Origin of the sequence: Thermocladium sp. ECH_B (assembly GCA_001516585.1) — an archaeon.
Taxonomy (GTDB): Archaea; Thermoproteota; Thermoprotei; order Thermoproteales; family Thermocladiaceae; genus Thermocladium.
On record LOBW01000005.1, the window covers coordinates 16,795 to 41,857 of the forward strand.

A 25,063-nucleotide genomic window follows, 5' to 3' on the forward strand; every position below is an offset into this window, starting at 1 on the left:
CCTAGCCTGCTCTATATGGGGGAGCCTAGGGTCGGGGAGCGATTTTCTTCATTGCTTGGCTTCCCCTGAGGAGAACTGTTATTAGTATGAAGTCGATTATTATCGCGGAGTGCATTATGGTGCAGTATACGCATATTGCCCTCACTATGGCTAGCTCTATATAGATTAGGTAAGGAACTATGGCTATCCCTATGAATCTCCATCCCATTAATGCCTTTAGATATGTGCCGGGCCTTCTCGATGTCGCGAATAGGATGACGAGTCCAGCGTTAATTATGAACCAGATCGCCGCCAATGCGTCGAGGGGAATGCCTGCCACTTCGGAGTAGGGACTGGAGAGAACCGCGGCGCAGTTTATGGTTATTCCTCCCCTGGGCTCTATGCTTGTGGGGGCGGTGCAGATGGGGAGGGGTTGCCTTAGGAGGTACCAGGTATAGAGAACCATGAATGATGATGCCATTCCCACAATCGACATGGCGAGGAGAACCATGAGTCGTGCCCTACTTATGTTCATTTAGGGACGGATTCATGTAAATGAATTAAAAACATATCGCGTTTTGCATGTTTTGCATAGTAACTCATCCATNTTAAAGTTTATATAGTNGCTCGTGTTATTGAATTGGGAAATGTCTCAAACCACGCTTTTCATGCCGCTGGATGCCAGGCTAGCGGATGTGCTTGGCCTCCTGGATACATTGGAGAACGACTTCGGCGGCGCGGCGGATATATATAAGGTAGCTCAGCAAATGGATTCGGATCTAGATGACTTGGTTCCCGCGCTTAATGCTGCGTCATCGCTTGGATTAGTGGAGGTGGTGAATGGGGACGTCAAGATAACCAGCGACGGCAGGAAGTTCCTCTCCGCAAAGATAAGCGAGCGTAAAAGGATGTTGAGGGATAAAATAATAAACATTGAGCCATTTAGGACCGCAATGGAGCTGGGGCGAAGGTCGCCTTTTCATATTGATGAATTGATAAGCGAATTGGGGAGGCGGGGCTATCATGATGCCAAGGATCCAAATGCCCGTGACCTCCTCTCCATACTGCTCGCGGAGTGGGGGGTTTATGCCGGCATACTTAGGCGAAAGGGGGATGAGTACGTCGCATTATAGCGCTGCTTGTTTCCTCCAGGCTTCAATTTGGAAACAAAGTTTATAAGAAGGCTAGTCGAGGTATTCCCCGTGAACTTTGACGAAGCCATTAATGGATTAAACACGATGCTGGGCCGCATAATAGATGAGAACAAGGAGTACCTCAGTGGCCTGCTTCTGCTCTCCAGGGACGGTTCCCTATTAGCCTATAGAACAAATGGTCCAGTGCTGGGGGATAGAAGCGATGCAGAGGTTGCGTTGCCCGCCAGTAAATTAATGGAGTGCATAAATAAATTCATTGAATCCAGTAGAATAGGTTCATTTAGGTCCATGGTTATGGAGACTCCGGAGCTAATAATCGTGATTAACTCGACGAGTAATGGCTCCATAATGGCATTAATGCCGCCCAGCGTGCCCACCGGCGTTGCATACATGGTTATAGATAGGTATATGCAGCAATTGGATCAAGCCATGGCCGACATAGAGAGGAGCGAGAGGGATATAACCATTGAGGAGATAGGGAGGCCTGGAGAAGGATCCGAGAGCTTGGCGCCCGATGATTTTGACTACATAATACTCTACTTAAGGGAGAGGCTAAAGGCCGTCGCAAAGGGTTAGGAAATGAAGATACTTAAGATAGTCATAGCGGGAAGCTACGGCAGCGGCAAGACCACTTTCGTAAAAACGCTAAGCGAAGTAGTGCCCCTTGAGACCGAGGTGAACACGAGCGATCCAAGGGGGGAAAAGAGGACCACAACGGTGGCATTCGATTACGGCAGGATAGCGGTTCGCAGCGACTTAGTGGTGCACTTATTTGGGTTGCCGGGTCAAGAGAGGTTCAGCTTCCTTTGGAGGGGATTATCCAGGGGAATGCATGGATACATCCTCATGGTGGACTCCACATCGCTTGACACAGTGAAGGAAAGCATTTTCGTGTATGGGTTCCTGCGGGAGTTCTTTCCATATACGCCGCACGTGGTGGCGGCCAATAAGCAGGACTTGCCGAATCACGTTCCGCCGGAGGAGGTTAGGAAGCTTCTTGAGGTGCCGAGCAGGGTGAAGGTGTTGCCCCTAGTAGCTAAGGATAAGGAAATGGTGGTTAACACGCTCATCTCGCTTCTCGAGGAGATCAAGTTAACTGGCGAGTATTAATCCTCTCCGAGAGGAACTTAATGAGTTCCTCCACGTCATAGAAGTATTCATGCACGTACTCAAACGGGTTCTCCGCGGCATTGCCGTCCTCATTGCTCCAATGAACATACACGGGTTTCCCCAAGTGAACAGCTAGATTAACCTCGGAGAGGCCTCCCTTGCTTAGAGTTCCACCATAGTTTGGCCTATACGCCACAACCATATCTGATTGCTGAATATACCTGTAGTCCCGCTTCATTATTTGATCCTGAATCAAGTCCCGCTTCGTTATTGGGTTCCTCGCCGTGACCTCCTCAACCTCCTCCTTCTTTAGCTCTATTGGGTACTGATCCAGGTCGGTCTCGGTTGGCCACCTAATTTCCTTAGTGATGGTTACGTTGCTTATTATGGATTCATCTATGGTCGTCGGCTCAAAGACAGTGGCGACTTCTCGAAGCTTCTTTGCGAATCCCATTATTTCCTGCACCGCCTCCCTATTGCGCCTAACGTGGGTTATGGGGTGGGATAGGTATGCCTTGGGGTAATTAGTGAATATCAATTTATAGAATGTATCTATTGGATGCTTTATGGCCACCACGTAGTGCGGAACCCCAAGGGCCGTGGCAATGGTGTCCCCCATCATTGTCTCCACCGTTCTCCAAATGAAGACGTCTCGAAGCCGCATGTAGACGCCATGTCTCTCCCTGGACTCCCTCTGCACTATTCTGCTCCAGACAGAGTAAGCATCATCTATTAGGGTTATCAACATATTGACCTTAAGCTCCTTAAGCATGTTTAGATCAACCAAGCTCCAATAAGAGTTATGCCTAAAGTAGGTTAAGTGCATCCCTATCAATGCATGCTCGGCCCCGCTCTCCCTTAATTCATCGAGGACCCTGGCGAACTCCGAGTACCACCGCTCCCTCTGCTTCTCCATGTAGCTATCCAGGAAGTACGGCATGCCTCGGGAAAGCATTGAGTCGAAGTCCAACGCGAATACTTCCTTGCCGGTCCTCGCCTTAGCTGTCTCGCTTAATTTATTAAGTAAATTGATCTTATTTAATCCACTGTGCCCCGCTATTAGTGCCCTCATTCTAGTCGAAGCCCAGGAGAGCATTTTAATAATGATTTCGTTTTCCTGCTTTGAGATGATGTTTAGGGCTCGGGAGAAAGTTTTTAAGCCATAGCAATTAGGATCAGCGATTGGTGGATAAATGTGGGTTTGAAAATTCATAGGCCTAGACGAGGATCGATGGCGTACTATCCACGGAAGCGCAGCGAGACCCTTGTGCCTAAGATATATAATTGGCCCCAGATAAATGTGGGTAAGCCGATGCTCTTATCATTCGCGGCGTACAAGGCTGGAATGGCCCACGTCGTAATGGTTGATGATAGGCAAACAAGTCCATTCTATGGAAAAGAAATCGTGAGGCCAGTCACTGTGCTGGATGCGCCGCCCATGCGCGTAGTGGGTGTGAGGGGATACGCCGTGGATCCATTTAAGGTGCTTAAGGCCAGTGTTGGGGAGGCATGGGTCAGCGAGGTTCCTAACTACCTTAGGAGGGTATTAACGCTGCCGGAGAAGATTAATACGGAGACAGCCATGTCAAGGCTACAGTCCCGCCTCAATGAATTAACGGAGATCAGGGTAATAGCCGTGACTCAGCCCCACCTCTCCGGCATCGGTAAGAAGACTCCTGAAATAATGGAGATACCGGTTGGGGGGACAAGCAATGTCGATGAATTATTCAAGTACGCCTCCTCGCTTCTCGGCAAGGAATTAAGCGCGCGAGACGTGCTCAGGGAGGGGCAATTAGTTGACGTAATAGGCATCACTAAGGGCAAGGGCACTCAGGGAGTCGTTAAGAGGTTCGGAGTCATGACTCTACCTAAGTGGAACAAGATGAGGAAGGGATATAGAAGAACCGGAACAGCGTCGCCCCAGAACCCGGCAGTCATGTTCACCATACCCAAGCAGGGACAGACCGGTCTCCACAGGAGAACGGAGTATAATAAGAGGGTACTAGCCATAGGCGATAATGGAGCCGAAGTAACGCCGAAAAGCGGTTTCCCACATTATGGCGTAATAAGGGGCAGCTACATAATAATTGAGGGCAGTGTTCCAGGTGCCATAAAGAGATTAATTGGACTACGATACCCAATAAGGCCGCCGCCCAGGTACGACTACGTTAATGTAAATAAGCCCCAGGTACAGTGGGTTAGCACCCAGGCGGTGACCAGGTGATGGGCATGAACATAGTTGGACTGGATTTGGAGCCTTACCTGAAGGGCTTGCCTCAATTACCCACTAAGGCAATAGTGTTGGGCAGGGATGGTTCAAGCAAGGGGGAGCTAGAGCTTCCGCTTCAATTCATGACCCCTATTCGCCTTGATGTGATAAGAAGGGCTTACCTAAGCGCATTCACTGCATCGCTTCAGCCCAAGGGCGCTGATCCAATGGCAGGCAAGAGAACCACGGCCAAGGCATTTGGAGTTGGATTAGGCATAGCTAGGGTTCCCAGGGCCACTGGCAGTTTATGGCCTCGTGCGCGGCTTGCCACCAACGTAGTTAAGGGCCGCTCAGCGCATGCGCCGACCGCCGAGAAAATCATTCATGAAAGGATCAACAAGAAGGAGCGTGACTTAGCCATTCGTTCAGCCATAGCTGCCACCGCCGTGAAGGAATTGGTTCAGAGGAGGGGCCACAATATTAGTGGGATCAAGGAGTTGCCGTTAGTGGTTGCCGATATTGAGTCCATTGAGAAGGCAAGGGATGCCAAGGCAATGCTTGAGTCCATTGGCGCGTGGAGGGACGTGGAGAGAGCAAGCGCAGGCGTGAGGGATAGGGCTGGCATAGGTAAGTTAAGGGGTCGCCGATACAAGGAGCCCAAGAGCGTCTTAATAGTGGTTTCAACCCCGCGATCCCCATTAGCCAGAGCCGCCAGAAACTTTCCGGGAGTTGATGTTGTTTACGTGAATAATTTAAGCGTGCTTTACTTGGCTCCAGGCGGTGTTCCAGGTAGATTAACCCTATGGAGCGATGCCGCAATCAAGGCCCTTCAAGAGAGGGGCCTATTCATGAGGTGATGAGGAGTGGCCGAATCCATAATTAGGTTCATAATAACCGAGAAAACAATTAGGTTAGCGGAGAAGGAGAATAAGGTGGCGATAGCTGTTCCCCTCAATGCTAGCAAGAGGGAAATAAAGAAGCAAGTGGAGAAGTCATACGGCGTTAAGGTGGTTAAGGTTAACACCATTATAACGCCTAAGGGAGAGAAGAAGGCAATAGTAAAGTTATCCCCAGAAAGCAATGCATTCGAGCTGCTCACTAGGCTGGGCCTAGTGTAATCATATCTCGAGGCTCCTACTTACTCTACCCAGGTACTCAGCGCTTCTCCTGATTATTCTCTTTTTCCCACTGCACTCAATTAAGCCGAACTTAGCTGAGTATCCGCGCTCCCACTCATAATTATCCAGGAGGCTCCAGTAAATGTAGCCAATGGTGCCGCTTGCCACGGCCTCTCGCAGATGGCTCCTTATGAAGGCTATGCGATCATCATCATTATCGGTCGCTATCCCATTCTCAGTTATCATTATTGGTTTCCCAATTCTCCCAGCCATCTTAACGGCCTCTCTCAAACCAATGGGGTTAGTGACCCACCCCATTTGATTATCCCTTCCCTCCTCAAACTCTATTAATGCTCGCCTAGAAAATCTGACCCGCGGCCTAGAGTAGTAATTCACCCCCAAGTAATCCACGTCGCCAATATCGTGGCTGCCCAACCATTTGGGTAATTGCCCCCTCCGCACGGCATTTATTGAAGTCAAGTTATAGAGCTTATTAATTAGGGCCGCGGCAATATGGTCCAGCATAGATAAATTATTCATTGGATGCACGGGCATTATGTTGATCACTAGCCCAACCATATTCGCCTCCTTCTTCAGCAAGTCGTATGCCTTCCCATGAGCCCTCAACAGGTTAGAAAAGACGCTCCACATCTTGGCTGGATCCGGCTTGAAGGGGGGAAACTTGCCTAATAGGTATGAGAGTATGGGGTAGAGATTAACCTCGTTTATTGTTAGCCAGTACCTGATATCTATGTTTCTGGCAACATAATCCACATACTCCAAGAAATACCTAATATTCTCCTCTCGCTCCCATCCGCCCCTTTCATGAAACCAAATGGGGTTTGTGAAGTGATGCAGGGTAATTATGGGAGTTATTCCATGGCCTTTAAGCTCAGCAACGATGTCCCTATACCTATCCATAGCCTCATCATTGAACACGCCTGGCCTAGGCTCTACCCGTGACCACTCTATGGAGAACCTAAATGCCCTGAGTCCAAGCCTCTCCATAATTGCGATATCCTCCTTATATAGCTCCCAGAACATGCAGGCCTCCCCACTTCTTGGAAGCAATCCAGCCTCCTCGAATCTCCACCAATCAGCATTGGAATTGCCTCCCTCGACTTGGTAAGCCGAGACGGCTGCTCCAATCAAGTAATCGCTGGGTACCCGCATTCGCTGAACCAAAGCCATGGGAAGCTATTAAATATTTGAGCGTTGCCCTATCTGGCTTACTTCAATGGCACGAAGAGAACCGATGATATGGGCTCCATGCGAATCTCGCTCCCCAGCTTAGTTACCCTGTAAAGCACTTGCTCATCGCCCTCCCTCACCGGTATCACCATTACGCCCCCCTCCCTTAATTGATTCAGTAATTGAGGAGGTATCGACTCGGCGGCGGCAGTGACCAGTATAGCATCAAAGGGAGCAAGGCTTGGCAACCCATTTCTCCCATTGGCCCTAAATACCTTGACCACATTGCCATAACCATTATGAACAACATTAATTGCAGCGTAAATGGCAAGGAATGGATCTATCTATCTCCAAACTATAAACAATGCCTTGCCTACCCATGGCCTCTGCACACACACATGCATGGTACCCAGTCCCACTGCCCACCTCCAGTAATCGCTTGACGAGGCTTGGACTAATTAATTCGCACATCATTGCGACCATATGAGGCGCACTAATGGTTTGCCCCCGCATAATGGATAAGGGGGAATCATTATACGCGTTCTGCCGAATATACCTGGGCAGAAACCTATGCCTGGGGACGGTCAGCATGGCCCTCTCAACATCTGCATCATGCAGATACCCCTCAATCCTTAATTCCTCAACTAATCTCCGCCTTGCGGTCGCGAATGATTCCTCGCCGTAACTCATGAAATCCACTGATTAATCAACAGTAATTAATAAAAATTAAGCGTAGCGATATCCAGGGAACCGAATTTACAAAACAAGCGGAAAGCCTCGCCCTTTAGGACGGGGAGGAGGTCAGTTCCTCACTATTCTCTGCTCCATTATTTCCCGTATTATCCTCGTCTCATTATTGAATTGTTGTGGGGTTTCATCTAGGTACTTCATGGCCATATCGAGCGCCACGAGGCTTATGACTTCATCCCTCCCAAGTCCCCTGCTGGATAAGTAGAATAATTGGTCATCATCTATCGACGCATCCATTGCGGAGTGCCGCGCCTCACTTACATCCCCCGTATCCACGGCTATTATTGGCACTGAGACAGCCACGGCGTCCCGGGACCCCATGAATAGCTTCCCCTCAACCACTGTGGAGCTCCATTTCCCCGCCTCAGTTATCTTCCCCATTCCCCTATGTATGATGATGGCCCCATCAAGCGCTATGCCATACACGGTGGAGTAACTTCTGCTGGACTCCCCTAGGTGAAGCATTGTGGAGTAATAATCTATCCTTGACTTAGAGGTGCCTGTCTCCAGAACCTTGGATGCAACGTTGGAGTAATTGCCGCGGAGCAAGTAATCCTCTTCCAGCCTATTCATGGATCCATCGAGAACCACGGTGTATGAGTTTATCGCTGAATTATCCATCACGGTGACTCGCCTCAAGCTATACGTTGGATTGCTTACCTGTAGTGACGCATTCAATAAATTAACTCGAGCCCCTCGCCCAATCAATAACTCAACTACGCTGGATGAGCAGGCATTTCCGCTTTCCATTATTGAGAGATCCACTGTTGCTCCATCCCTCACCTGTATCAGTACGTGGCTCGATTTAAGCCCCCCTCCCCCCGTCGAGTTTATGGATAAACTGAGCCTCTCCAGGCCCGGCTTAATATCTAGGTAAATAATTGATGATAGGTTCAACACGTGCTTAATCATCATTTTCGTTTCCTTTAAATCAATGGTATTTATCGGCAACTCATCCCCATCTCCAAGCACTTGCGCCCCTACCTCATTCTTAATGAGTTCTCCATCCCTTATCATTACTTGGGCATCAATGTTGGGCACGTGTCCAATCCCAGCGCCTCTGCACTCCTCATATGCTGACCAATCCGTGTAGTACTTCATGGATGGAGAATCCTTTATTAATTGATACGGCACGGAATCCACTAGCTTAGCCGCATCCCTCTTTAGTTCTCTCAGCGTAACCATTATGACCCCCTCATTAAGCTAGTTTCCCGTACTTGCTGAACTCCATTGCAATGACCTTGTTCAAAGTCATGGCGTACTCAAACGGCAAGCCCTCAGTCACGTCCTGTATGAAGCCAAGCACGACTAGGCTCTTTGCCTCGTCCTCAGTTAATCCACGGCTCCTTAAGTAATACAACTTGTCCTCGCTTATCCTGCCCGTCGTCGCTTCATGGGTCACAGTGGCCTCTTCCTCGAATACTTGATCATGTGGAATAGTGTAAGCCTTGGACGAGGAGTCGAGCACTAATGAATCGCAGACGACGTGGCTCTTGGCTCCCTTAGCCCCCTTCCTAACGAATACTAGGCCCCTATACACCACGGAGCCTCCATTGGCCGATATCGACTTATTCACTATACTGCTCGACGTGTTGGGTGCATCATGGTAAACCTTGGCCCCATTCTCCTTCCAGTGATTCCCATTAGCGAAGGTGATGCCCACTATGCTTGTCGAGGCGCCTTCGCCCCTCAAAATGGTAGATGGATAAACATAGCTGGCCCTGCTCCCTATGCTTGCCTCAACCCACTCAATAAAGCTGTGCGCCTCCCCTATGGCTCTCTTATTATTGAAGTTAATCACGTTCTTGCTCCAGTTCTGGACGGTGGTGAACTTTATGTGCGCGCCCTCATGCGCGTAGAGCTCAACCATGCCATCATGGAAACTAGTCTTACTGAAGCGGGGCGCTGAGCATCCCTCAATGAAGTGGATATAGCTATTCTTATCGGCCACCAGTAGAGTATGCTCGAATTGCCCCTCCAATGCATTGCTTATCAGGAAGAAGGCCTCAAGCGGCGCCTCTATCTTGACGCCGGGCGGGACATAAACAAATACTCCCCCACTCCACAGTGCTCCATGCAGCGCAGCGAATTTATGCTCCGGCGGAAATATCTTCATGAAGTACTTCCTAACTATGTCCGGATACTTCTGCACGGCCTCCTCCATTGACATCAATATTACCCCCTTCTCGCTTAACTGCTTCTTCACGTTTAGGTAAATTATCTCGGAATCAAGTTGAGCCCCCAAGCCGCTCAACGCCTTGGCCTCCAGCTCGGGAAGCCCCAATGAGTCATAGTAGCTCTTTATCTCGCTTGGCAATTGCTCCCAATCATTGGCCTTCTGAGTCGAGGGCTTCGCGTAATTAATCAACTCCTCTAGATCTATCTCATTAACGGCGCCCACCCAATTAGGCATTGGCAATTTATTAAATAACTCCAGGTTCCTCACTCTTAATTCCCTCATCCAGTCCGGTTCACCCTTAAGCCTGGATATCTCCTCCACGGTCTCCCTGCTTAGTTTACCCTTAACCGTCGCAGCCCACTCCACGGGTCTAGTGTGAGCCAATGCATCCTCCATTGTTTTCTCCCCAAGTATATCAGTGATAGTTAGTTTCTCCATTGCCCTCACCTCCTAAGGAAAGCCTCGTAACCCGTCTTCTCGATTTCCTCGACGACCTCAAGCCCGCCCTGGGCAACTATTCTACCGCCCTTAATGACTAGGACGCGCCTCGGCGTCACGTAGTGAAGTATCCTGGCCTGATGCGTGGTGAGCAGCACAGCGGTGCCTCTCTCAGCTAGCCTCGACACTGCCTTACCCACTGCGGCCACTCCATCGATATCAAGCCCGGAATCCGGCTCATCCAGTAACGCTACCTTGGGCTTAGCAATTAAGAGTTGAAGAACCTCGCTTCTCTTTGCCTCGCCTCCGCTGAATCCGTGATTAGTCCCCCTAGACAAGTGGGCCTGCGTGAGCCCCACCTCGCTCGTGGCCTTAATGAGTTCCGCCACTACTTGAGGCGGCGGTGAGTCAGTTAATTTTCTATTCATCCTCTTATTAACCATTGCCGTTATTAATGTGGTTAATCTCACCTCGGGCACCGGAACGGGGTTTTGGAACGCCATCATTAATCCAAGGAGGCTCCGTTCCTCCGGCGGGGACTTCGTTATATCATTGCCATTTAATAATATGGATCCCCGCGTCACCGTGTAGCGTGGGTGACCCATTAGCGTCATGAATAGAGTTGTCTTTCCGCTTCCATTTGGCCCCATCAATGCAACTACCTCTCCACTACTAACGCTGAGGTTTATGCCGTTCAATATTTCCTTGCCATCCACCGACGCATAAAGATCCTTCGTCTCCAGTGTAGTGTTCATGAATACACCTACCTGGTATGCGTGACACTGATTATAAATCTTACGTTAGTGTATACGCAGATTAGGCACTGCATGATAATCATTTTTCAGCGCACCCCTGAGCCCACGCGAATAACTTAATTACGCATGTGAATCCAGGACTCATGCCAATGATTATCGCGATAATGCTCATTTCATTAATGCTGCTTGGAGTACTTGCCTCCACCGCTTCACTGGTGAGGGAAGTAATTTACTGGAGGAGCACTAGATTGATGGGGAATAATGAAGTTGAGCCGGACATCACAATAGTGATGCCGATGAGGGGCGTTGATGTCGATCTAGAAGATAATTTANCCCGCATCGTTAACCAGAGATATAGAGGCAGAATTAACTATATAATAGCCGTCGACTCACCAAGCGATCCAGCGCTACCCATAGTCTCCCGCATCATTCCGAACCCCAGGATAGTGGTGCAGGATCCAGGCAATGCATCGGGCAAGGGATCGGCGTTATCACGTGCATTACGTGAAGTGAAGACGGATATAGTTATCATTTGTGACAGCGATATAAAGCCCCATGAGGAGTGGCTACGCAGGTTAGTGAGCCACGTGGATTCATTCACAGCATCGACGACGTATAGGTGGTACATCGGTCGAGGCGCGGCTGGGCTTCTCATGGCTAACTTCAGCTCCCTTGGCTTAACTGGAATGCAGAGCAATGCCAGCAGATTCACGTGGGGCGGCTCCACCGCTTTACCAATGAGTTTCGTGCTGCGCTCGGGAATAATCGATCTACTGCCCCTCTACCTCAGCGATGATTACTTAATAACGCGTAAATTACATGAGGCAGGCATGAGGATAGTCTTCGAGCCGGGCGCAATTGTTCTCTCCCTGGCCGAGGAGGATTTGAGGAATGCATTTAAGTGGTCGGTGAGGCAGATGTGGTATGTGAAGATCTACGGCACGAAAGCCTTCCAAGCATCACTTGTTTCCTACACAATCATGTCGCTTGCCTCCCTTCTTCCGCTTCTTCTTCCCATAATTGGCTGGTTCTCCCTCCTTCCCCTCCTANTTTTCCCAATGGGTGCGGCTAAGGAGTATATCCGTGCATCCGCCATTGCTCGCCTAAATCCCAGCCATAAGCCATACATTAAGCCCGGCCTCCACGCGTTATTCTCAATACCTAACCTCTATTTTACGTTGATTGTCCTTTACGCCACATTGATTACCAAGGAAATAATCTGGAGGGGTAGGCGCTACAGGGAGAGCGATGCATTGATGATGATTAAATCCAGCTAAGTATGATTGCCGCGCTGCTTCTCTTCCCTTAATGCTCTCCTCAATATCTTGCCCACAGCCGTCTTGGGCAACTCATCCCTGAACTCCACTTGCCTCGGCATTTTATAGTGGGCCACCTTATCCTTCAGGAAATCCATTATATCGCTCTCCGAGATTTTGCCTCTGCACTCATCCTTGAGCACTATGAATGCCTTCGGCACCTCGCCTGAAACTGGATCCGGTATACCCACGACAGCCGCTTCCTTAACGCATGGATTCTGGTAAAGCACCTCCTCTATCTCCCTTGGGAATACGCTGTACCCCTTGTACTTTATCATGTCCTTCTTCCTATCAACGATGAAGAAGAAGCCCTCCTCATCCATGTAGGCCAAGTCCCCTGTCCTTAACCATCTATGGCCGCAGCACTGGAAAAACACCAACTCATTATCGCTGGGCATATTGTGGTATCCCTTCATTACTTGGGGCCCCGATATGACGAGTTCCCCAGTTTCTCCCTGCGGCAGGAGCTGCGGCTTATCTGGATCAGCTATGGCCGCTATCGTATTCGGTATTGGANCTCCTATGCTTCCCACCTTGTACTTCCCCAGTATGGGATTCACGTGAGTAACAACAGCTGTCTCAGTCATGCCGTATCCCTCCCTCAGCCTTGCTCCAGTTAGTTTTTCGAACTTCTCCGCAACCTCATGGGGCAGCGGCGCCGCTCCCGATATGCAGGCTATTAGCGATGACATGTCGTACTTAGATGCATAGGGACTATTTAGGAGAGCTATGTAGAGTGTTGGAACGCCATGGAAGAGGGTAACCCTATGCTTCTCAATTGCGCTCATTACCTCCTTGGGATTAAACCTAGGCATAGCCACTATTTCCCCGCCTTCATATAGGGCATCCAGGAATACGGTTATCATGCCATATATGTGGAACCATGGTATGACGCCCATCCATACCCCCCTCTTCACATTAGCCTTACGCTCTACGTTCTGTATTATGGCCGATAATTGTTGTAGATTCGCCGCTATATTGGCGTGAGTTATCTCGGCGCCCTTGGGTATCCCGGTCGTGCCTCCCGTATACATTATGGCGGCTAAGTCATTGGAGGGATCAATGCTGACGCGATCCCTTAGGGGCTCTGACTTAATTAGGTCCTTGAATCTATGGGCATTAATTCGCGGTCCCCTATTCATTATTGAGTAAGNCACCGCAAGCCGCTTAGGTAAGTAATCCGCTATGCTGGTCACAATAATATCTATATTAGCCTCCTTTACTTTATCATAGAATTGATCAAGCACCACTATTATCTTGGCTCCCGAATCATGGATCTGGTGATCTATCTCCCGCTGAGTATAGAGCGGATTCATGGGAGTCACGACTGCGCCCAGCTTCAATGCACCGAAGTAAGCTATTGCAAATTGAGGAGAATTCGGCAGGAGAAGGGCAACCACGTCACCCTTCCTCACCCCGAGCCTCCGCAGTCCCCCAGCGAATCTATCGCTTAATTCACCGAGCTCTCCATAGGTGATGCGTCGACCCATGAATATAATGGCGGTCTCGCTTGGGATTGTTTTTACGTGATTATCTAGGATCTCATATAATGGGAACGTCCTTATATCAAGTTCCCCCGGCACCCCTTCGTCGTAGTTCCGCGTCCATGGTTTACTTTTGTAAAAATCAAATGCGTCCTCCATGAATGGCATCTACATGAGTAATTAATAACATTTTTCCCATATAGAGCAAGCGAAGAAATGGCCTATGACCATTATGTTCCATCGATTAACACATGATAATTATATTTTACTGTAATTATACTTACTACAAGCATAAAAGTGTATCACGCCCATGAGAATAATGCATTACAAGATGCATCCCATTAATGCTCTTAGCCAATGATAGGTTATAAATGGCAATCATTTATGGGCCTGGCGCCGCCGCCGGGACTTGAACCCGGGACCTATGGGTTAACAGCCCATCGCTCCACCAAGCTGAGCTACGGCGGCCTTACCGCCAATCAATGATTGGGTTTTAATTTTTTTCGTTCCGGCATCATAGAACTCTATAACTAGATGATAAAGTAACGATAATCCCGACCCCTTCTAGTGAGGGGTCAACAGAAAATTAATTAATTTGACGCATAGTTCAGCGTTATGGTTAGGCACTTGGTTTTAAGTAATGGCAAGTTAAGCGTGTTCTTTGATGATAAGTACTTCATGAGGGAGATTTATTACCCATTAATGGGGAAGGAGAATCATTCGCTTCAGCAATACTTCAGGATAGGGATTTGGCGGGATGGATTCACGTGGATTCATGATTCATCCCCATCCATGTCATATATCGATGACACGTTGGTGAGCGCCGTAACGGTTAATGCACGTGGAATTCAGTTGGAGATAAATGATACCGTGGACTTTGTTGTTCCAATCCTAATTAGGCGCATTAAAATAAGGGGGGAGGGCAGGGTTCGCTTGTTCCTCACCCATGACTTCACCATAAAGGAGAATGATGTNGGCGACACCGCCCTCTATGACCCGGAATTATCCTCAATTATTCATTATAAGGATGATAGGTGGTTCGCTGCGTCCACAGATAAGGGGATAACGCAGTACGCCGTGGGGTATAGGGGTGCTGGATTAGAGGGAACCTGGCGGGATTGTGAGGACGGCGAGCTAAGCGGTAATTCAGTGGCGCAGGGATCTGTTGATTCAGCGATGGCTGTGGATGCCGTTGGAGGTGACACGATTTATTATTGGCTAATCGCCGGCCAATCATATGGTGACTTGGAGAAGCTAACTAAATTTGTTAAGGAGAGGGGTCCAGATAAATTGCTTAAGCGCAACTTGGATTACTGGCGGGCATTCAGCAATAAGGATCCTAGGCTCCTCTCAATAGTTCCAAGCGATTTATTGGCTCCATATAAGAGGAGCGTGCTAACCATTATGACTCACGTTAATTGGAACGGCAGCATAATAGCGAGCGGCGACACCCATGTACTTAGGTACTTCACTAAAGATACATATGCATACGTGTGGCACAGGGATGCAGCCCTAACCGCGATAGCCCTGGATGATGCCGGATACGGCGACGTGACGCGGCGATACTATGAATTCGCGTTATCCACCATTAGGAATGGCTACATGTTTCATCGATACAAGGCTGATGGAAGATGGGGATCCACATGGCACTCATGGGCAACCAAGTGCGGCTCACTTCCCATACAGGAAGATGAGACGGCGCTTGTCGTATACGCATTGTGGAGGCACTATATGAGATATAGGGATATGGATTTCGTGAAGGACTTCTATAAGCCGCTTGTCAAGGCGGCGGGCGACTTCATGGTTAAGTACGTAAGGGATGGGCTTCCCCTGCCATCACATGACTTGTGGGAGGAACGATGCGGGGTCTATTCATGGACTATTGCGTCCGTGGTGGCTGGACTACGAGCCGCGGCTCGCTTCGCTGATCTCTTTGGAGAGGAGGATAAGAAGCAGGAATACGAATCAATGGCGAACTCCATAATAAATAATTATAGGGATTTAATGAAGGATCATGGCCTATACATCCGCGGCTTCACATCGAGGGGAGGCAAGTTAATGCCAGACGAGGAATTAGACTCCAGCATNCTGGGACTAGCGATTCTAGGAGTTATTGACCCCAGCGATCCCTTGATGATAAACACGGTTAAGGCAATTGAGGAGAAGCTTTGGGTTAAAGACGTGGGTGGATTAGCGAGATACGTGGGGGACCAGTATCAAAGGGCAGTTAATGGCCCCGGTAATCCCTGGATAATAACGACACTATGGTTAGCCCAATGGAACATAATGATCGGCAACCTAGATAAAGCAGCTCAGCTCATCAAGTGGGCCACATCAAAGGCAACCAAGGCAGGACTACTGCCTGAGCAGGTGGATGGCGCCGGTAAACCAATCAGCGTTGCACCGCTCACGTGGAGCCATGCGGAGCTGGTTAGGACCATACTTATGCTAGGTAAACGTGATGCCCCGGCTGGGATTTGAACCCAGGACCCCCCGGTCTTCAGCCGGGTGCTCACCCAGTCTAAGCTACCGGGGCCTTGCATTGATCGAGCATAGGCATTTTTATTTTTTACCCCCCCCCCCAATGAGTGATCGAGTTCCTTAACGAAATGTTTTTAAGGCTAAGTCACTCACGGATTTAGTCGGCTCGTTGGGATTCAGGCAGAGCGGGGGTGTCCCCCCTACACGGTGATGCTTGAAGGACGAGCCGCGGGGTCGTTCATCATAGTATCGATTCAATAATGGGGATGATGCATCCAATTGAGTGAAATAAGCGGTAATTACCAAAATGGGGGTTAAGGGGGCGAAAAGCCTCGCCCTCAAGGCGGGGAGGAGGTCAGATTGCCGATAATGGTTTAATCAGTCGCCTGGCATTTATTGATGTCATTGCCTCCAGCGAGTTCCTGGGCAAGTCTATTGAGAGGAATTCCTCGAGGTTCTCCCTGAGTCCCTTTACTCCCGGGCTTCCTATGTCGCTTCCATAAATCGATTTATCGCTTAGCTCAATTATTCGGGGGAGGTAGGAGAGCAGTCTCTTGGGCGGTATGCCGGATAGCTCCAGATATATATTGCTCCTTATTCTGGCCAATTGAAAAGCGGTTTGCATCCATATTGGTCTACCTGCATGCGCCATAAGTAATTGTAGTCTAGGGAAATCCACCGCCACATCATCTATGAATATTGGGTCCCCATACTTATTCCTAGCTGGCGAGAATGCGCTCGTGCCCGTATGAATGGTGACCGGCAGCCCATTGTCCACAGCGAATTCATAGAGGGCCTCCAGGGCAGTTACTCTTCCCTCCTCCTCTCTATAGGCATTTGGTTTCACCCATTGATGCACTGGATGCAGCTTTATCCCACTTATCCCGGCCTCATACTGCCTCTCAAGCGAATCCAGGGCCTCTCTTTTTCCATTGATTCTCTGGAAATCGAGGCCCCCAAATACGGCGAATCTATCCGCATACTCCTTAACCACATTTATGACCCTAAGGGGAAGATCGCTCACATCGCCATATATTGATGCTGGGTAAGCCATTATAGCCGCATAATCCATGCCTAATTCATCCATTAACTTAACTACATCCTTAACGCTACCATAATCTATCGCTTTAAAGCCGTCCCGTAGCTCCAACCTCATTCTCTCCACATCGCCGCCTATTAATCTAGGGAAAATCAGATGGGTATGCGCATCTATGAAGCCCATGAATCAACAAATATATTTCGGTGTTTTTATTAATTTAGGAATCATCCCCAAGCCATAGGAATAAATAATCTCGCCCTTCGGAGCATACATTGACTGAATTAATGAGTAAATTAGGTTGAAGTTGGAGATTATGGAGTCTATTAATGGGGTTTATGCGCAATATTTATATATGCGTTACCATTAATTGGACACGCAATTACAAGAAAACATGCTATGCCCAAACACAATCAAAATATGGGGTTATAATGAATCCACCGCAAGCATCTATAGCAATTAGCATGAAATCAATCTACGATAACCGCGGCATAATCATTAAAACATGAATGAAGCCATGGAATCATGGTCTTCTATGGCAAGTAGAAGTGGGCCCGCCGGGATTTGAACCCGGGACCTCTCGCGTGTAAGGCGAACGTCCTAGCCGCTAGACCACGGGCCCTCATGAAATTCCTAAACCAGCATTGCCCTTTTTAATTTTGCCCCACCACATGATGGAAATCATGAGTGCCAACTCCCTCTCCGCCTTGAGGGGCGAGGTTTCTCGTTCTCTTTATGAATCAGAAATATTGCTTGCGTTAATGGGGATTTTTATTACTCAACAAAGCTGTTGGCTCTTCAGAGTAAATCTTTAAGACCTAAGGATTCCCTCTTATAATTCGTGGATGAGGAGGTAATAATTCATAGATTCATAGTATATGTAGCGAGGGACCTCGGTGGTTACCATAAGTATGAGGCTGCGATTCGCTACTGCAACAGGTCCGGTGCGGATCTTAATGTTAGGCTAAGATTCAGTGGCCCCATAACTAAGACGGGGCTAGAGGGCTGGATTAATTGGATAAAGATAACCCTGAACAATGATTGGTCTGGATCAAGCAAGCCGTTGACCAATTCATTCATTATAAAAAATGGGGAATGCATTACGGGCAATGTCGAGTATGAGATCCGCGAGGGGCTTATGAACGAGCTTGACTTGGCTAGACGAAAGTTAATAATGGATGGTAGACTATTCATTGCAGGCTTTGAGTTCGATTTGATCCAGGAAAAGAAATGAGTCCAGCGAATTCAAGGCATTAATAAACGAGAATGATACCATAAATTAGAGCATGCGGGTTTCCTGAGCTATTAAGCCTAGATAATGAGAGATCTTCATTATTTGGGAGTGGGCAGGAAGTGGGATTCCTTAAAGGCGAGGTAACCAAGTCCAGGGGTTTCCTCCTTAAGGTGGAGAGGAGATCGATTGTGGTGCCCTTTCTTTATAGGCAGCCAATAAACTCTCCATTGTGACTATCCCCTTATATTTATTGTCTTCAACTACGCAAACCCATCTACTTCTGTTTCTGCTCATTATTTCCCATGCATCTTCAAGGCTGGAATTAGGATTCACATAAGGCACTCCTCTAACTACGTATTTGCCGACTAATTCCTCCTCTTTGGCTTTTCTTAAATCATTTAAGTAAACAATGCCTATTAATTTGCCTGAACTATCAATTACAGGTAAGCTTAGGAATTTTTGCTCCAGCATTATGCTTAAGGCCTTGCCTACCTCATCGTCGATTCTTACCTTGACGTCAATCAACTTGGCATTGCTCACCTTGATTAATCTCAGCAGGGGCATCTCGTACTCGGATCTATGGGCTGGTGAATCCCTTCTAGTGGGCACTTGGGATTGATAAATCGTGTAATTCCCGGATACNAAGTATGATACTGCAACTGCTATCATGGTGCCAGGCAGCAATTGCAGGCTTCCCGTCATTTCCGTAACCATAACTATCACGGATAAGGGCACCTTCCCAGCAGCGCTGAAGAATGCAGCCATTCCAACTATCACGAAGGGTGCAATGCTGGGAACTATTGATGGAAACAAATAGCGGAAAAATAGTCCTATGCTTGCGCCAATGGAGGCTCCTATAAATAGGCCTGGCGCGAAAACGCCGCCGCTGCCGCCTGAGCCCACCGAGAATGAGGTGGCTAGAATTTTGAGGACCGGTAAAAGAACTATTAATATTAATGGTGGGATGAGTGGGGAATATAATGTATTGATTCTCCCATACTCCATTAAATCTATCCAGCCATAACCAGTTCCAAGAACCTCCGGCGCTAATAATGCTATGGCGCCTGTAGACGCAGCGCCCACCATTGGCTTAAAGTGATTGGGAATCCGCATTTTCTTAAAAAATGAATTGACTCCATAAAATACCTTCACATACATTATGGCTAAAGCACCGGTAATCAAGCCTAAAATCCCATAGAGAGGTAGCCTTAAGGGATTAAATGGTTCATAATAATACCCAAAAACCGGAGTAAAGCCGAATATGGAACCAAATATTGCATACCCTATTGCGGAGGCAACTAAGGCTGGATAAATTACTTCCGGCTCTAAATCCCTTCTATAAAGTATTTCAGCCGCAAGTAAAGCACCGCCTATTGGTGTTTTAAAAATGGAACCTATCCCAGCCCCTATCCCAATGGCAACCATTCTCCTCCTATCCTCCGGCGAAAGTTTAAGCAAATCCGCAAGCATTGATCCAACACCAGCAGAGAATTGAGCAGTAGGTCCCTCTCTTCCAGCGCTTCCTCCGGAACCTATTGTTATCGCTGAAGCAATTATCTTCACCGGTATTACGATTCGCCTTACTTTGCCTTGGAAATAATGATAAGCCCTTATGGCGGCATCCGTTCCATGCCCCTCAGCCTCTGGAGCAAGGGTGTAAACTATTAACCCGGATAATAATCCACCTAACGCCAAAGACAACGGGATAAGATAATACCTACCAGTGTGAAAAGTGAATGCTAGGGGATTACCCCCCTCGCCAATAGGTCTAGGATAGGATACGTCAACTAACTTCTCAATGAATATTAACTCAAATAGATGTAAAAGAATATAAAACGTAGCCGCGGCTAGGCCTGCTATAATGCCGGCTATAACTCCTAGTATGAACCATTTCTCGAAATAAGCCATGGCAGAAAGCCTCGACATGATTCACAATGAAAATCCATATTTTTAAGGTTTGCAGCCGGATCAGCCAGATACAAGGATTAACCCCTCCCCAACCCTAAAAGGGGGTGCTTGTCGTTCTCTTTACCATAGAATGCTTGGGAACGCCTTAAGCCATGATTGGGCTTCACCTTTATTTATCTAGTTTTAAAAGCGAGATTTAGCTCAACAAGAGCTTAGGCAGATTAATGCGTGGACTGCATGGAATCCCCTCTAGAATAGGCTATCATGAGTTTCACAATCATGTTTTTGCGTAATATTCATAAACCTTGATTTATATAGTTGTTAATGTTATGGTTAGAGTTGCCGTGAAGCTGGTGTCTTGGGATGAAATAGTTGATTGGGCACGTGATTTATCCAATAAAATAATCAATAGTGGATGGGGGCCCGAAGTAATCATGGCCGTTGCCCGCGGCGGTTATGTGCCGGCTAGGCTGGTCTGCGATAATTTAGGCGTAACCGATTTAGTGAGCGTTCAAGTTGTTCATTGGCCTAGCACTGCTCAAGTTATAGAGAAGGCATTCATTAAGCATGAGGCAAAGGGAGAAAGCTTAATGGGTAAGAGGGTGCTCGTCATAGATGACATTGTGGATACGGGTGACAGCATTGCATTGGCGAAGGCCTATGCTGAGAAGGCCGGCGCAAGCGAAGTGAGGTCAGCGGCACTCCAATGGATATCAACAGTAGCTAAATTCAAGCCTGATTATTATTCATTAAATGTAACCGATTGGAAGTGGTTCGTTTATCCATGGAATATAACCGAGGACGTGACTAACTTCGTTAAGAGAATAGTGACAGAGGAGGCTTCGTCAAAGAAGCATTGGGGTCTCACGGAAATCTTGGATAGGATGCGTGNGTGGTATGGAGATGAAGTAATGAAAGTGCCTCTTTCCTATATAAGTAAGGCGCTCAGCAATTTGGAGCAGTTAGGATTAATGAGTAGGACAAGCAATGGGGCGGAGTACATAGTTAATAAGTAAATATAAGTTCGATAATTTAATAAGGTAAAACGCTTGGGATGATTCTAGGCGGGGAGACCTAAGCGATGGGACTTGACCATAAGTGTGATATATGTAAGGATAATATTGCCAAGTATGTATGCAATAAGTGCGGTAGGCATGTTTGTGAATTGGATTTCGATAAGGAACACGGTATCTGCCTAGTATGCTTGGAGACGGCTTGTTATATTTGCGGCGATTATTCAGTATCAACCTGCGCCTCCTGTGGACGATTGGTTTGCAGAAAACATAGCATTAGGATTGGGCTGAAGAGGATATGCTTGAATTGCGCCAACTCCACGTAGGCATATATATTCGCATCCACATGAGGGATCGAGGCAAGGGCTTTGTTTCTGAGGAAGGAGATCGGTGAAAGTTTGATGAAGCGTTTTCATTTTTCTTCACCGGAGACCCAGTCCGTAAGGGCCCGGGGTAGTTAACTTGGGAGGGGAGTTCGCTTCGCGATGAGGATATAGGGGAAAGAGTGGGGAGTATTCTACATTAATGGATGCGTCTCCTTAACTGGGGAACCCCATCATGGGGTAGTGCGGAGGCAATAATGTATTGCCCTTTTCTCTCTGTTCTCAATTGCCTCGGCGTAGTTAAGCTTTTAAATTCAGAACCTAAGTGGAGTTCGATATGAGCATAGTTAAGCAACCGCAGGAGAGTGCATTGAAGAAACCGCACATAAACCTCGCAGTAGTGGGGCATATAGATAACGGCAAGTCCACCCTAACGGGTAGGCTACTNTTAGAGACCGGTTACGTTGATGAGAAGGGCTTTAAAGAGATNGAGGAGCAAGCAAAGAAGCTTGGAAAGGAAGACTTCAAGTATGCCTGGATACTGGACAGGCTTAAGGAGGAAAGGGAGAGAGGAATCACTATTGATGCAATGCATGTTGGTTTCGAGACTCCTAAGTACTTCATCACAATCATAGATCTACCAGGTCATAGGGACTTCGTTAAGAACATGATAGTTGGCGCAAGCCAAGCAGATGCTGCCCTACTCGTAGTGTCCGCTAGGCCAGGTGAATTCGAGGCAGCCATAGGGCCTCAGGGACAAGCGAGGGAGCACCTCTTCCTATTGAAGACGCTCGGCGTTAATCAATTAATAGTTGCCGTAAATAAGATGGATGTAGTTAATTTCGACCAAAAGAGGTTCGAGCAAATAAAGGCCGATCTAGGCAAGTTGATGAGGTTGCTTGGTTATGATCCGACCAAGGTGCCCTTCATACCGGTTAGCGCCGTCACCGGCGATAATATAAAGGCCAAGAGCACCACAATGAGTTGGTACAACGGCCCAACACTATTGGAGCTTCTTGACGCCCTACAGCCACCGCCTAGGCTAACTGACAAGCCGCTGCGAATGCCCGTTCAAGACGTCTTCTCGGTAACTGGTGCGGGCACCGTTATAGTGGGTAGGGTTGAGAGCGGTATACTAAAGAACGGTGACAGGATAGTAGTGATGCCCTCGGCTAAGGTAGGCGATGTGAGAAGCATTGAGACTCATCACATGAAGCTAGAGGACGCTAAGCCAGGAGATAACGTTGGAATAAATGTTAGGGGAATTGATAAGAACGATGTGAAGAGGGGCGATGTACTGGGTCACTTGAATAATCCGCCCACTGTTGCTGAGGAAATAGTTGCTCGTGTAGTCATATTGGAGCACCCAACCGCGATAGGCGTTGGCTACACGCCGGTAATGCATGTCCATACAGCTACAGTGCCGACTCAGTTCATTGAGCTAATTTCCAAGCTTGATCCAAGGACCGGTCAAACCGTTGAGCAGAAGCCTCAGTTCCTAAAGAAGGGCGATGTCGCTATAGTTAGGATGAAGCCGCTGAAGCCGGTGGTTGTGGAGAGGTACAGCGATATGGCTGCGCTCGGTCGATTCGCGCTAAGGGATATGGGTAGGACAGTTGCTGCTGGGCAAATAATCGAGATTAAGCCGGCTAAGGTAGAAATAAAGACCTAATGGTTCTTGGTTGAAGTGAAGATATAATGCCTAAAACCGCGCGAATCAGGATATGGGGGACGGATCCCGAGGCCGTGGATGGTTTAGCTAGGGACATAGTTGACTTAGTGCAGAAGCTAGGGGTCAGGGTTAGGGGACCCGCCCCGCTTCCCGTTAAGAGGATGATGGTGACCGTTAGAAGGGCGCCCAGTGGTCAGGGGTATCATACCTTTGATCATTGGGAAATGAGGATACATAAGAGACTAATAGATATTGATGCGGATGAGCGGGCTATGAGGCAATTAATGAGGATAAAGGTTCCAGAGGACGTTAAAATAGAGATAGAGCTGCTCTAATTATTCACATGGGGAAAGCCTCGCCATTTATGGTTGGGATGAGGGGAATAACTTTAAATTAGTGACGTTCCTATTTTTCTGATGCCCATCGTGGGGTTTAGGTTCAGAGCGTACGCCGATCGACAGACGTTGAGGGCGTTAAAAGCCCAATTGAGGTTAGCCTCGGAGATCTACAACACCCTACGATGGGCAGACAAGTACTTCTATCAAAGGGATGGGAAGGGATTAACCCTCACGGAGTTGAGGCAACTAGCCCTCGACTTGAGGAAACAAGATGAGGAGTACCAACAATTATACTCACAGGTACTGCAACAGATCGCCGACAGATACTATGAGGCTAGGCAGCGCTTTTTCGATGGGTTATCGCGTTTCCCGAGGGAGAAGAAACCCCATAAGTACTACTCCCTGGTTTATCCGCAGAGCGGTTGGAGGATATTGGCTAGGGAAGTTAGAACGAGTGGGAATAAGAGGCTCGTGTTGAGGTTATCAAGTCTAGGGACGTTTAAATTAATCGTTCATAGGGACTTCCCGCTAGAGAAAGTTAAACGTGTAGTGGTGAAAATGACTAGGAGTGGAAAAGTGCATGTCTCATTCATTGTTGAGGATTATGAATTCCCAAAGCTACTAAACACTGGAAGGGCAGTGGGGATCGATGTCGGGATAGAGAAGTTGCTAGTGACCTCGGATGGGGAGTTCCTCCCAAACTTGAGGCCTTATGAGAGGGCGCTTAAGAAGGTGAGGAGGCTGCATAAGGCCCTCTCTAGGAAGAAGTTTCTATCTAAGAACTGGTTCAAGGCTAAGATGGAGCTGGCTAGGGCTTATGAGCACATGGAGAGCCTTAGAAGGGATCTATACATGAAGTTGGGGAGGTATTTTGCGGAGCATTATGATGCTGTGGTTATGGAGGTATCTCCGTTAAGCAACTTGTCGGCAAGTCTTCCAGAGGGCTGAGGATGAGGCTTCACGACGTCGCTTTTCACGAGCTTAGGGGCATCGTGGAGTATCAGTTGGGGAAGTATGGGAAGAAGGTGGTTTTAGTGGATCCAAGGAATTCCTCGAAGGCGTGCGCCAAGTGTGGCTACGTAAAGGACTTAACTTAGTGATGGGGTGTTTGAGTGCCCAGTCTGGTTGGAGGGCTGATAGGGATTATAATTCCTCTCTCAATCACTTGAAGCATGCAGGGTGGGAGCCGCCCGCAGCGCCCGTGGAGCTCCGCCCACTACCCATAACGATGGGCAAGGCGGGGCAGGGAAGCGGGAAGCCTCGCCCTTAAGGGCGAGGTAGCTCACTTTTCGGGAAACTATTTTAAACTAAAAATAAAGCCTCATTCAATGTATTTAACCAGAGAGGATGAGGCTGCTTTATCTAGGGACGACCC

Annotated in this window: 20 protein-coding genes, 3 tRNA genes and 2 pseudogenes; 12 read left to right on the top strand and 13 right to left on the bottom strand. The window is 48.1% G+C overall.

The window, feature by feature from the left end:
• Positions 1 to 25: 25 nt before the first annotated feature.
• Complete coding sequence (locus AT710_01290) at positions 26 to 514, bottom strand: hypothetical protein (GenBank protein KUO93044.1); 489 nt, start codon at positions 512 to 514, stop codon at positions 26 to 28.
• Between the two features lie 112 nt (positions 515 to 626).
• Here AT710_01290 and AT710_01295 point away from each other — a divergent pair, with 112 nt between their 5' ends.
• The 3 genes from AT710_01295 to AT710_01305 all read left to right on the top strand — a co-directional run bounded on the left by AT710_01295 (position 627) and on the right by AT710_01305 (position 2,243).
• Positions 627 to 1,112 (top strand): hypothetical protein, encoded by a 486-nt coding sequence (locus AT710_01295; protein ID KUO93045.1) that lies wholly within the window; start codon positions 627 to 629, stop codon positions 1,110 to 1,112.
• Positions 1,113 to 1,181: 69 nt separating this feature from the next.
• The gene (locus AT710_01300) at positions 1,182 to 1,709 is read left to right on the top strand and encodes a hypothetical protein (protein ID KUO93046.1); all 528 of its coding nucleotides are present in this window, start codon (positions 1,182 to 1,184) and stop codon (positions 1,707 to 1,709) included.
• A gap of 3 nt (positions 1,710 to 1,712) precedes the next feature.
• Complete coding sequence (locus AT710_01305; protein ID KUO93047.1) at positions 1,713 to 2,243, top strand: GTP-binding protein; 531 nt, start codon at positions 1,713 to 1,715, stop codon at positions 2,241 to 2,243.
• On the opposite strand, the gene AT710_01310 is transcribed toward AT710_01305, so the two are convergent.
• On the bottom strand, positions 2,221 to 3,315 hold the full coding sequence (locus AT710_01310; GenBank protein KUO93048.1) for a hypothetical protein: 1,095 nt from the start codon (positions 3,313 to 3,315) through the stop codon (positions 2,221 to 2,223). The genes AT710_01305 and AT710_01310 overlap by 23 nt on opposite strands.
• A gap of 123 nt (positions 3,316 to 3,438) precedes the next feature.
• Here AT710_01310 and AT710_01315 point away from each other — a divergent pair, with 123 nt between their 5' ends.
• Genes AT710_01315 through AT710_01325 form a run of 3 tightly spaced genes read left to right on the top strand, consistent with a single transcriptional unit; the run spans position 3,439 to position 5,570 of the window.
• Positions 3,439 to 4,467, top strand: a complete 1,029-nt coding sequence (locus AT710_01315) for a 50S ribosomal protein L3 (protein ID KUO93049.1) — start codon at positions 3,439 to 3,441, stop codon at positions 4,465 to 4,467.
• Between the two features lie 5 nt (positions 4,468 to 4,472).
• Positions 4,473 to 5,309, top strand: coding sequence for a 50S ribosomal protein L4 (gene rpl4lp / locus AT710_01320; GenBank protein ID KUO93064.1), 837 nt, complete (start codon positions 4,473 to 4,475; stop codon positions 5,307 to 5,309).
• Between the two features lie 6 nt (positions 5,310 to 5,315).
• Entirely contained in the window at positions 5,316 to 5,570 is a 255-nt protein-coding gene (locus tag AT710_01325; protein ID KUO93050.1) for a 50S ribosomal protein L23, read from the top strand.
• Here AT710_01325 and AT710_01330 read toward each other — a convergent pair whose 3' ends face one another.
• From AT710_01330 to AT710_01350, 5 genes and pseudogenes are all read right to left on the bottom strand, one after another.
• A complete protein-coding gene (locus AT710_01330; protein ID KUO93051.1) occupies positions 5,571 to 6,743 on the bottom strand; it encodes a hypothetical protein in 1,173 nt (390 codons plus the stop codon). It lies immediately after the preceding gene.
• A gap of 56 nt (positions 6,744 to 6,799) precedes the next feature.
• A pseudogene (locus tag AT710_01335) lies at positions 6,800 to 7,451 on the bottom strand (protein-L-isoaspartate O-methyltransferase).
• A 111-nt stretch (positions 7,452 to 7,562) separates the two neighbouring features.
• A complete protein-coding gene (locus tag AT710_01340) occupies positions 7,563 to 8,696 on the bottom strand; it encodes a hypothetical protein (GenBank protein ID KUO93052.1) in 1,134 nt (377 codons plus the stop codon).
• Positions 8,697 to 8,709: 13 nt separating this feature from the next.
• Entirely contained in the window at positions 8,710 to 10,128 is a 1,419-nt protein-coding gene (locus AT710_01345; protein ID KUO93065.1) for a Fe-S cluster assembly protein SufB, read from the bottom strand.
• A 5-nt stretch (positions 10,129 to 10,133) separates the two neighbouring features.
• Entirely contained in the window at positions 10,134 to 10,883 is a 750-nt protein-coding gene (locus AT710_01350) for a Fe-S cluster assembly ATPase SufC (protein ID KUO93053.1), read from the bottom strand.
• A gap of 143 nt (positions 10,884 to 11,026) precedes the next feature.
• Between AT710_01350 and AT710_01355 the strand changes: the two genes are divergently transcribed.
• The gene (locus AT710_01355; GenBank protein ID KUO93054.1) at positions 11,027 to 12,160 is read left to right on the top strand and encodes a hypothetical protein; all 1,134 of its coding nucleotides are present in this window, start codon (positions 11,027 to 11,029) and stop codon (positions 12,158 to 12,160) included.
• On the opposite strand, the gene AT710_01360 is transcribed toward AT710_01355, so the two are convergent.
• The 5 genes from AT710_01360 to AT710_01380 form a co-directional block, all read right to left on the bottom strand.
• Entirely contained in the window at positions 12,157 to 13,851 is a 1,695-nt protein-coding gene (locus AT710_01360; protein KUO93055.1) for a long-chain fatty acid--CoA ligase, read from the bottom strand. The two genes, AT710_01355 and AT710_01360, sit on opposite strands and share 4 nt — an antisense overlap.
• Before the next feature lie 223 nt (positions 13,852 to 14,074).
• Positions 14,075 to 14,151 (bottom strand) — tRNA-Asn (locus AT710_01365).
• Between the two features lie 1,994 nt (positions 14,152 to 16,145).
• Positions 16,146 to 16,219: transfer RNA gene (locus AT710_01370), tRNA-Phe, on the bottom strand.
• A 300-nt stretch (positions 16,220 to 16,519) separates the two neighbouring features.
• Positions 16,520 to 17,386, bottom strand: a complete 867-nt coding sequence (locus tag AT710_01375) for an amidohydrolase (GenBank protein ID KUO93056.1) — start codon at positions 17,384 to 17,386, stop codon at positions 16,520 to 16,522.
• Positions 17,387 to 17,749: 363 nt separating this feature from the next.
• A tRNA-Val gene (locus tag AT710_01380) sits at positions 17,750 to 17,822 on the bottom strand.
• Between the two features lie 219 nt (positions 17,823 to 18,041).
• Here AT710_01380 and AT710_01385 point away from each other — a divergent pair.
• Positions 18,042 to 18,434 carry a hypothetical protein gene (locus tag AT710_01385; GenBank protein ID KUO93057.1) on the top strand — a complete coding sequence of 131 codons (393 nt, stop codon included), beginning with the start codon at positions 18,042 to 18,044 and terminating at the stop codon, positions 18,432 to 18,434.
• 165 nt (positions 18,435 to 18,599) lie between these two features.
• Here the strand turns inward: AT710_01385 and AT710_01390 are convergent, their stop codons facing one another.
• Positions 18,600 to 20,360: a chloride channel protein gene (locus tag AT710_01390; protein KUO93058.1), complete on the bottom strand. Its 1,761-nt coding sequence runs from the start codon at positions 20,358 to 20,360 to the stop codon at positions 18,600 to 18,602.
• Positions 20,361 to 20,671: 311 nt separating this feature from the next.
• On the opposite strand from AT710_01390, the gene AT710_01395 reads away from it, so the two are divergent.
• The 4 genes and pseudogenes from AT710_01395 (at position 20,672) to AT710_01410 (ending at position 24,958) form a co-directional block, all read left to right on the top strand.
• Positions 20,672 to 21,358: a phosphoribosyl transferase gene (locus AT710_01395; GenBank protein KUO93059.1), complete on the top strand. Its 687-nt coding sequence runs from the start codon at positions 20,672 to 20,674 to the stop codon at positions 21,356 to 21,358.
• A gap of 657 nt (positions 21,359 to 22,015) precedes the next feature.
• On the top strand, positions 22,016 to 23,350 hold the full coding sequence (tuf, locus tag AT710_01400; GenBank protein KUO93060.1) for an elongation factor 1-alpha: 1,335 nt from the start codon (positions 22,016 to 22,018) through the stop codon (positions 23,348 to 23,350).
• Positions 23,351 to 23,376: 26 nt separating this feature from the next.
• Positions 23,377 to 23,685: a 30S ribosomal protein S10 gene (locus AT710_01405; GenBank protein KUO93061.1), complete on the top strand. Its 309-nt coding sequence runs from the start codon at positions 23,377 to 23,379 to the stop codon at positions 23,683 to 23,685.
• 81 nt (positions 23,686 to 23,766) lie between these two features.
• Positions 23,767 to 24,958: pseudogene (locus tag AT710_01410) on the top strand (transposase).
• The last annotated feature ends 105 nt before the right edge of the window (positions 24,959 to 25,063 follow it).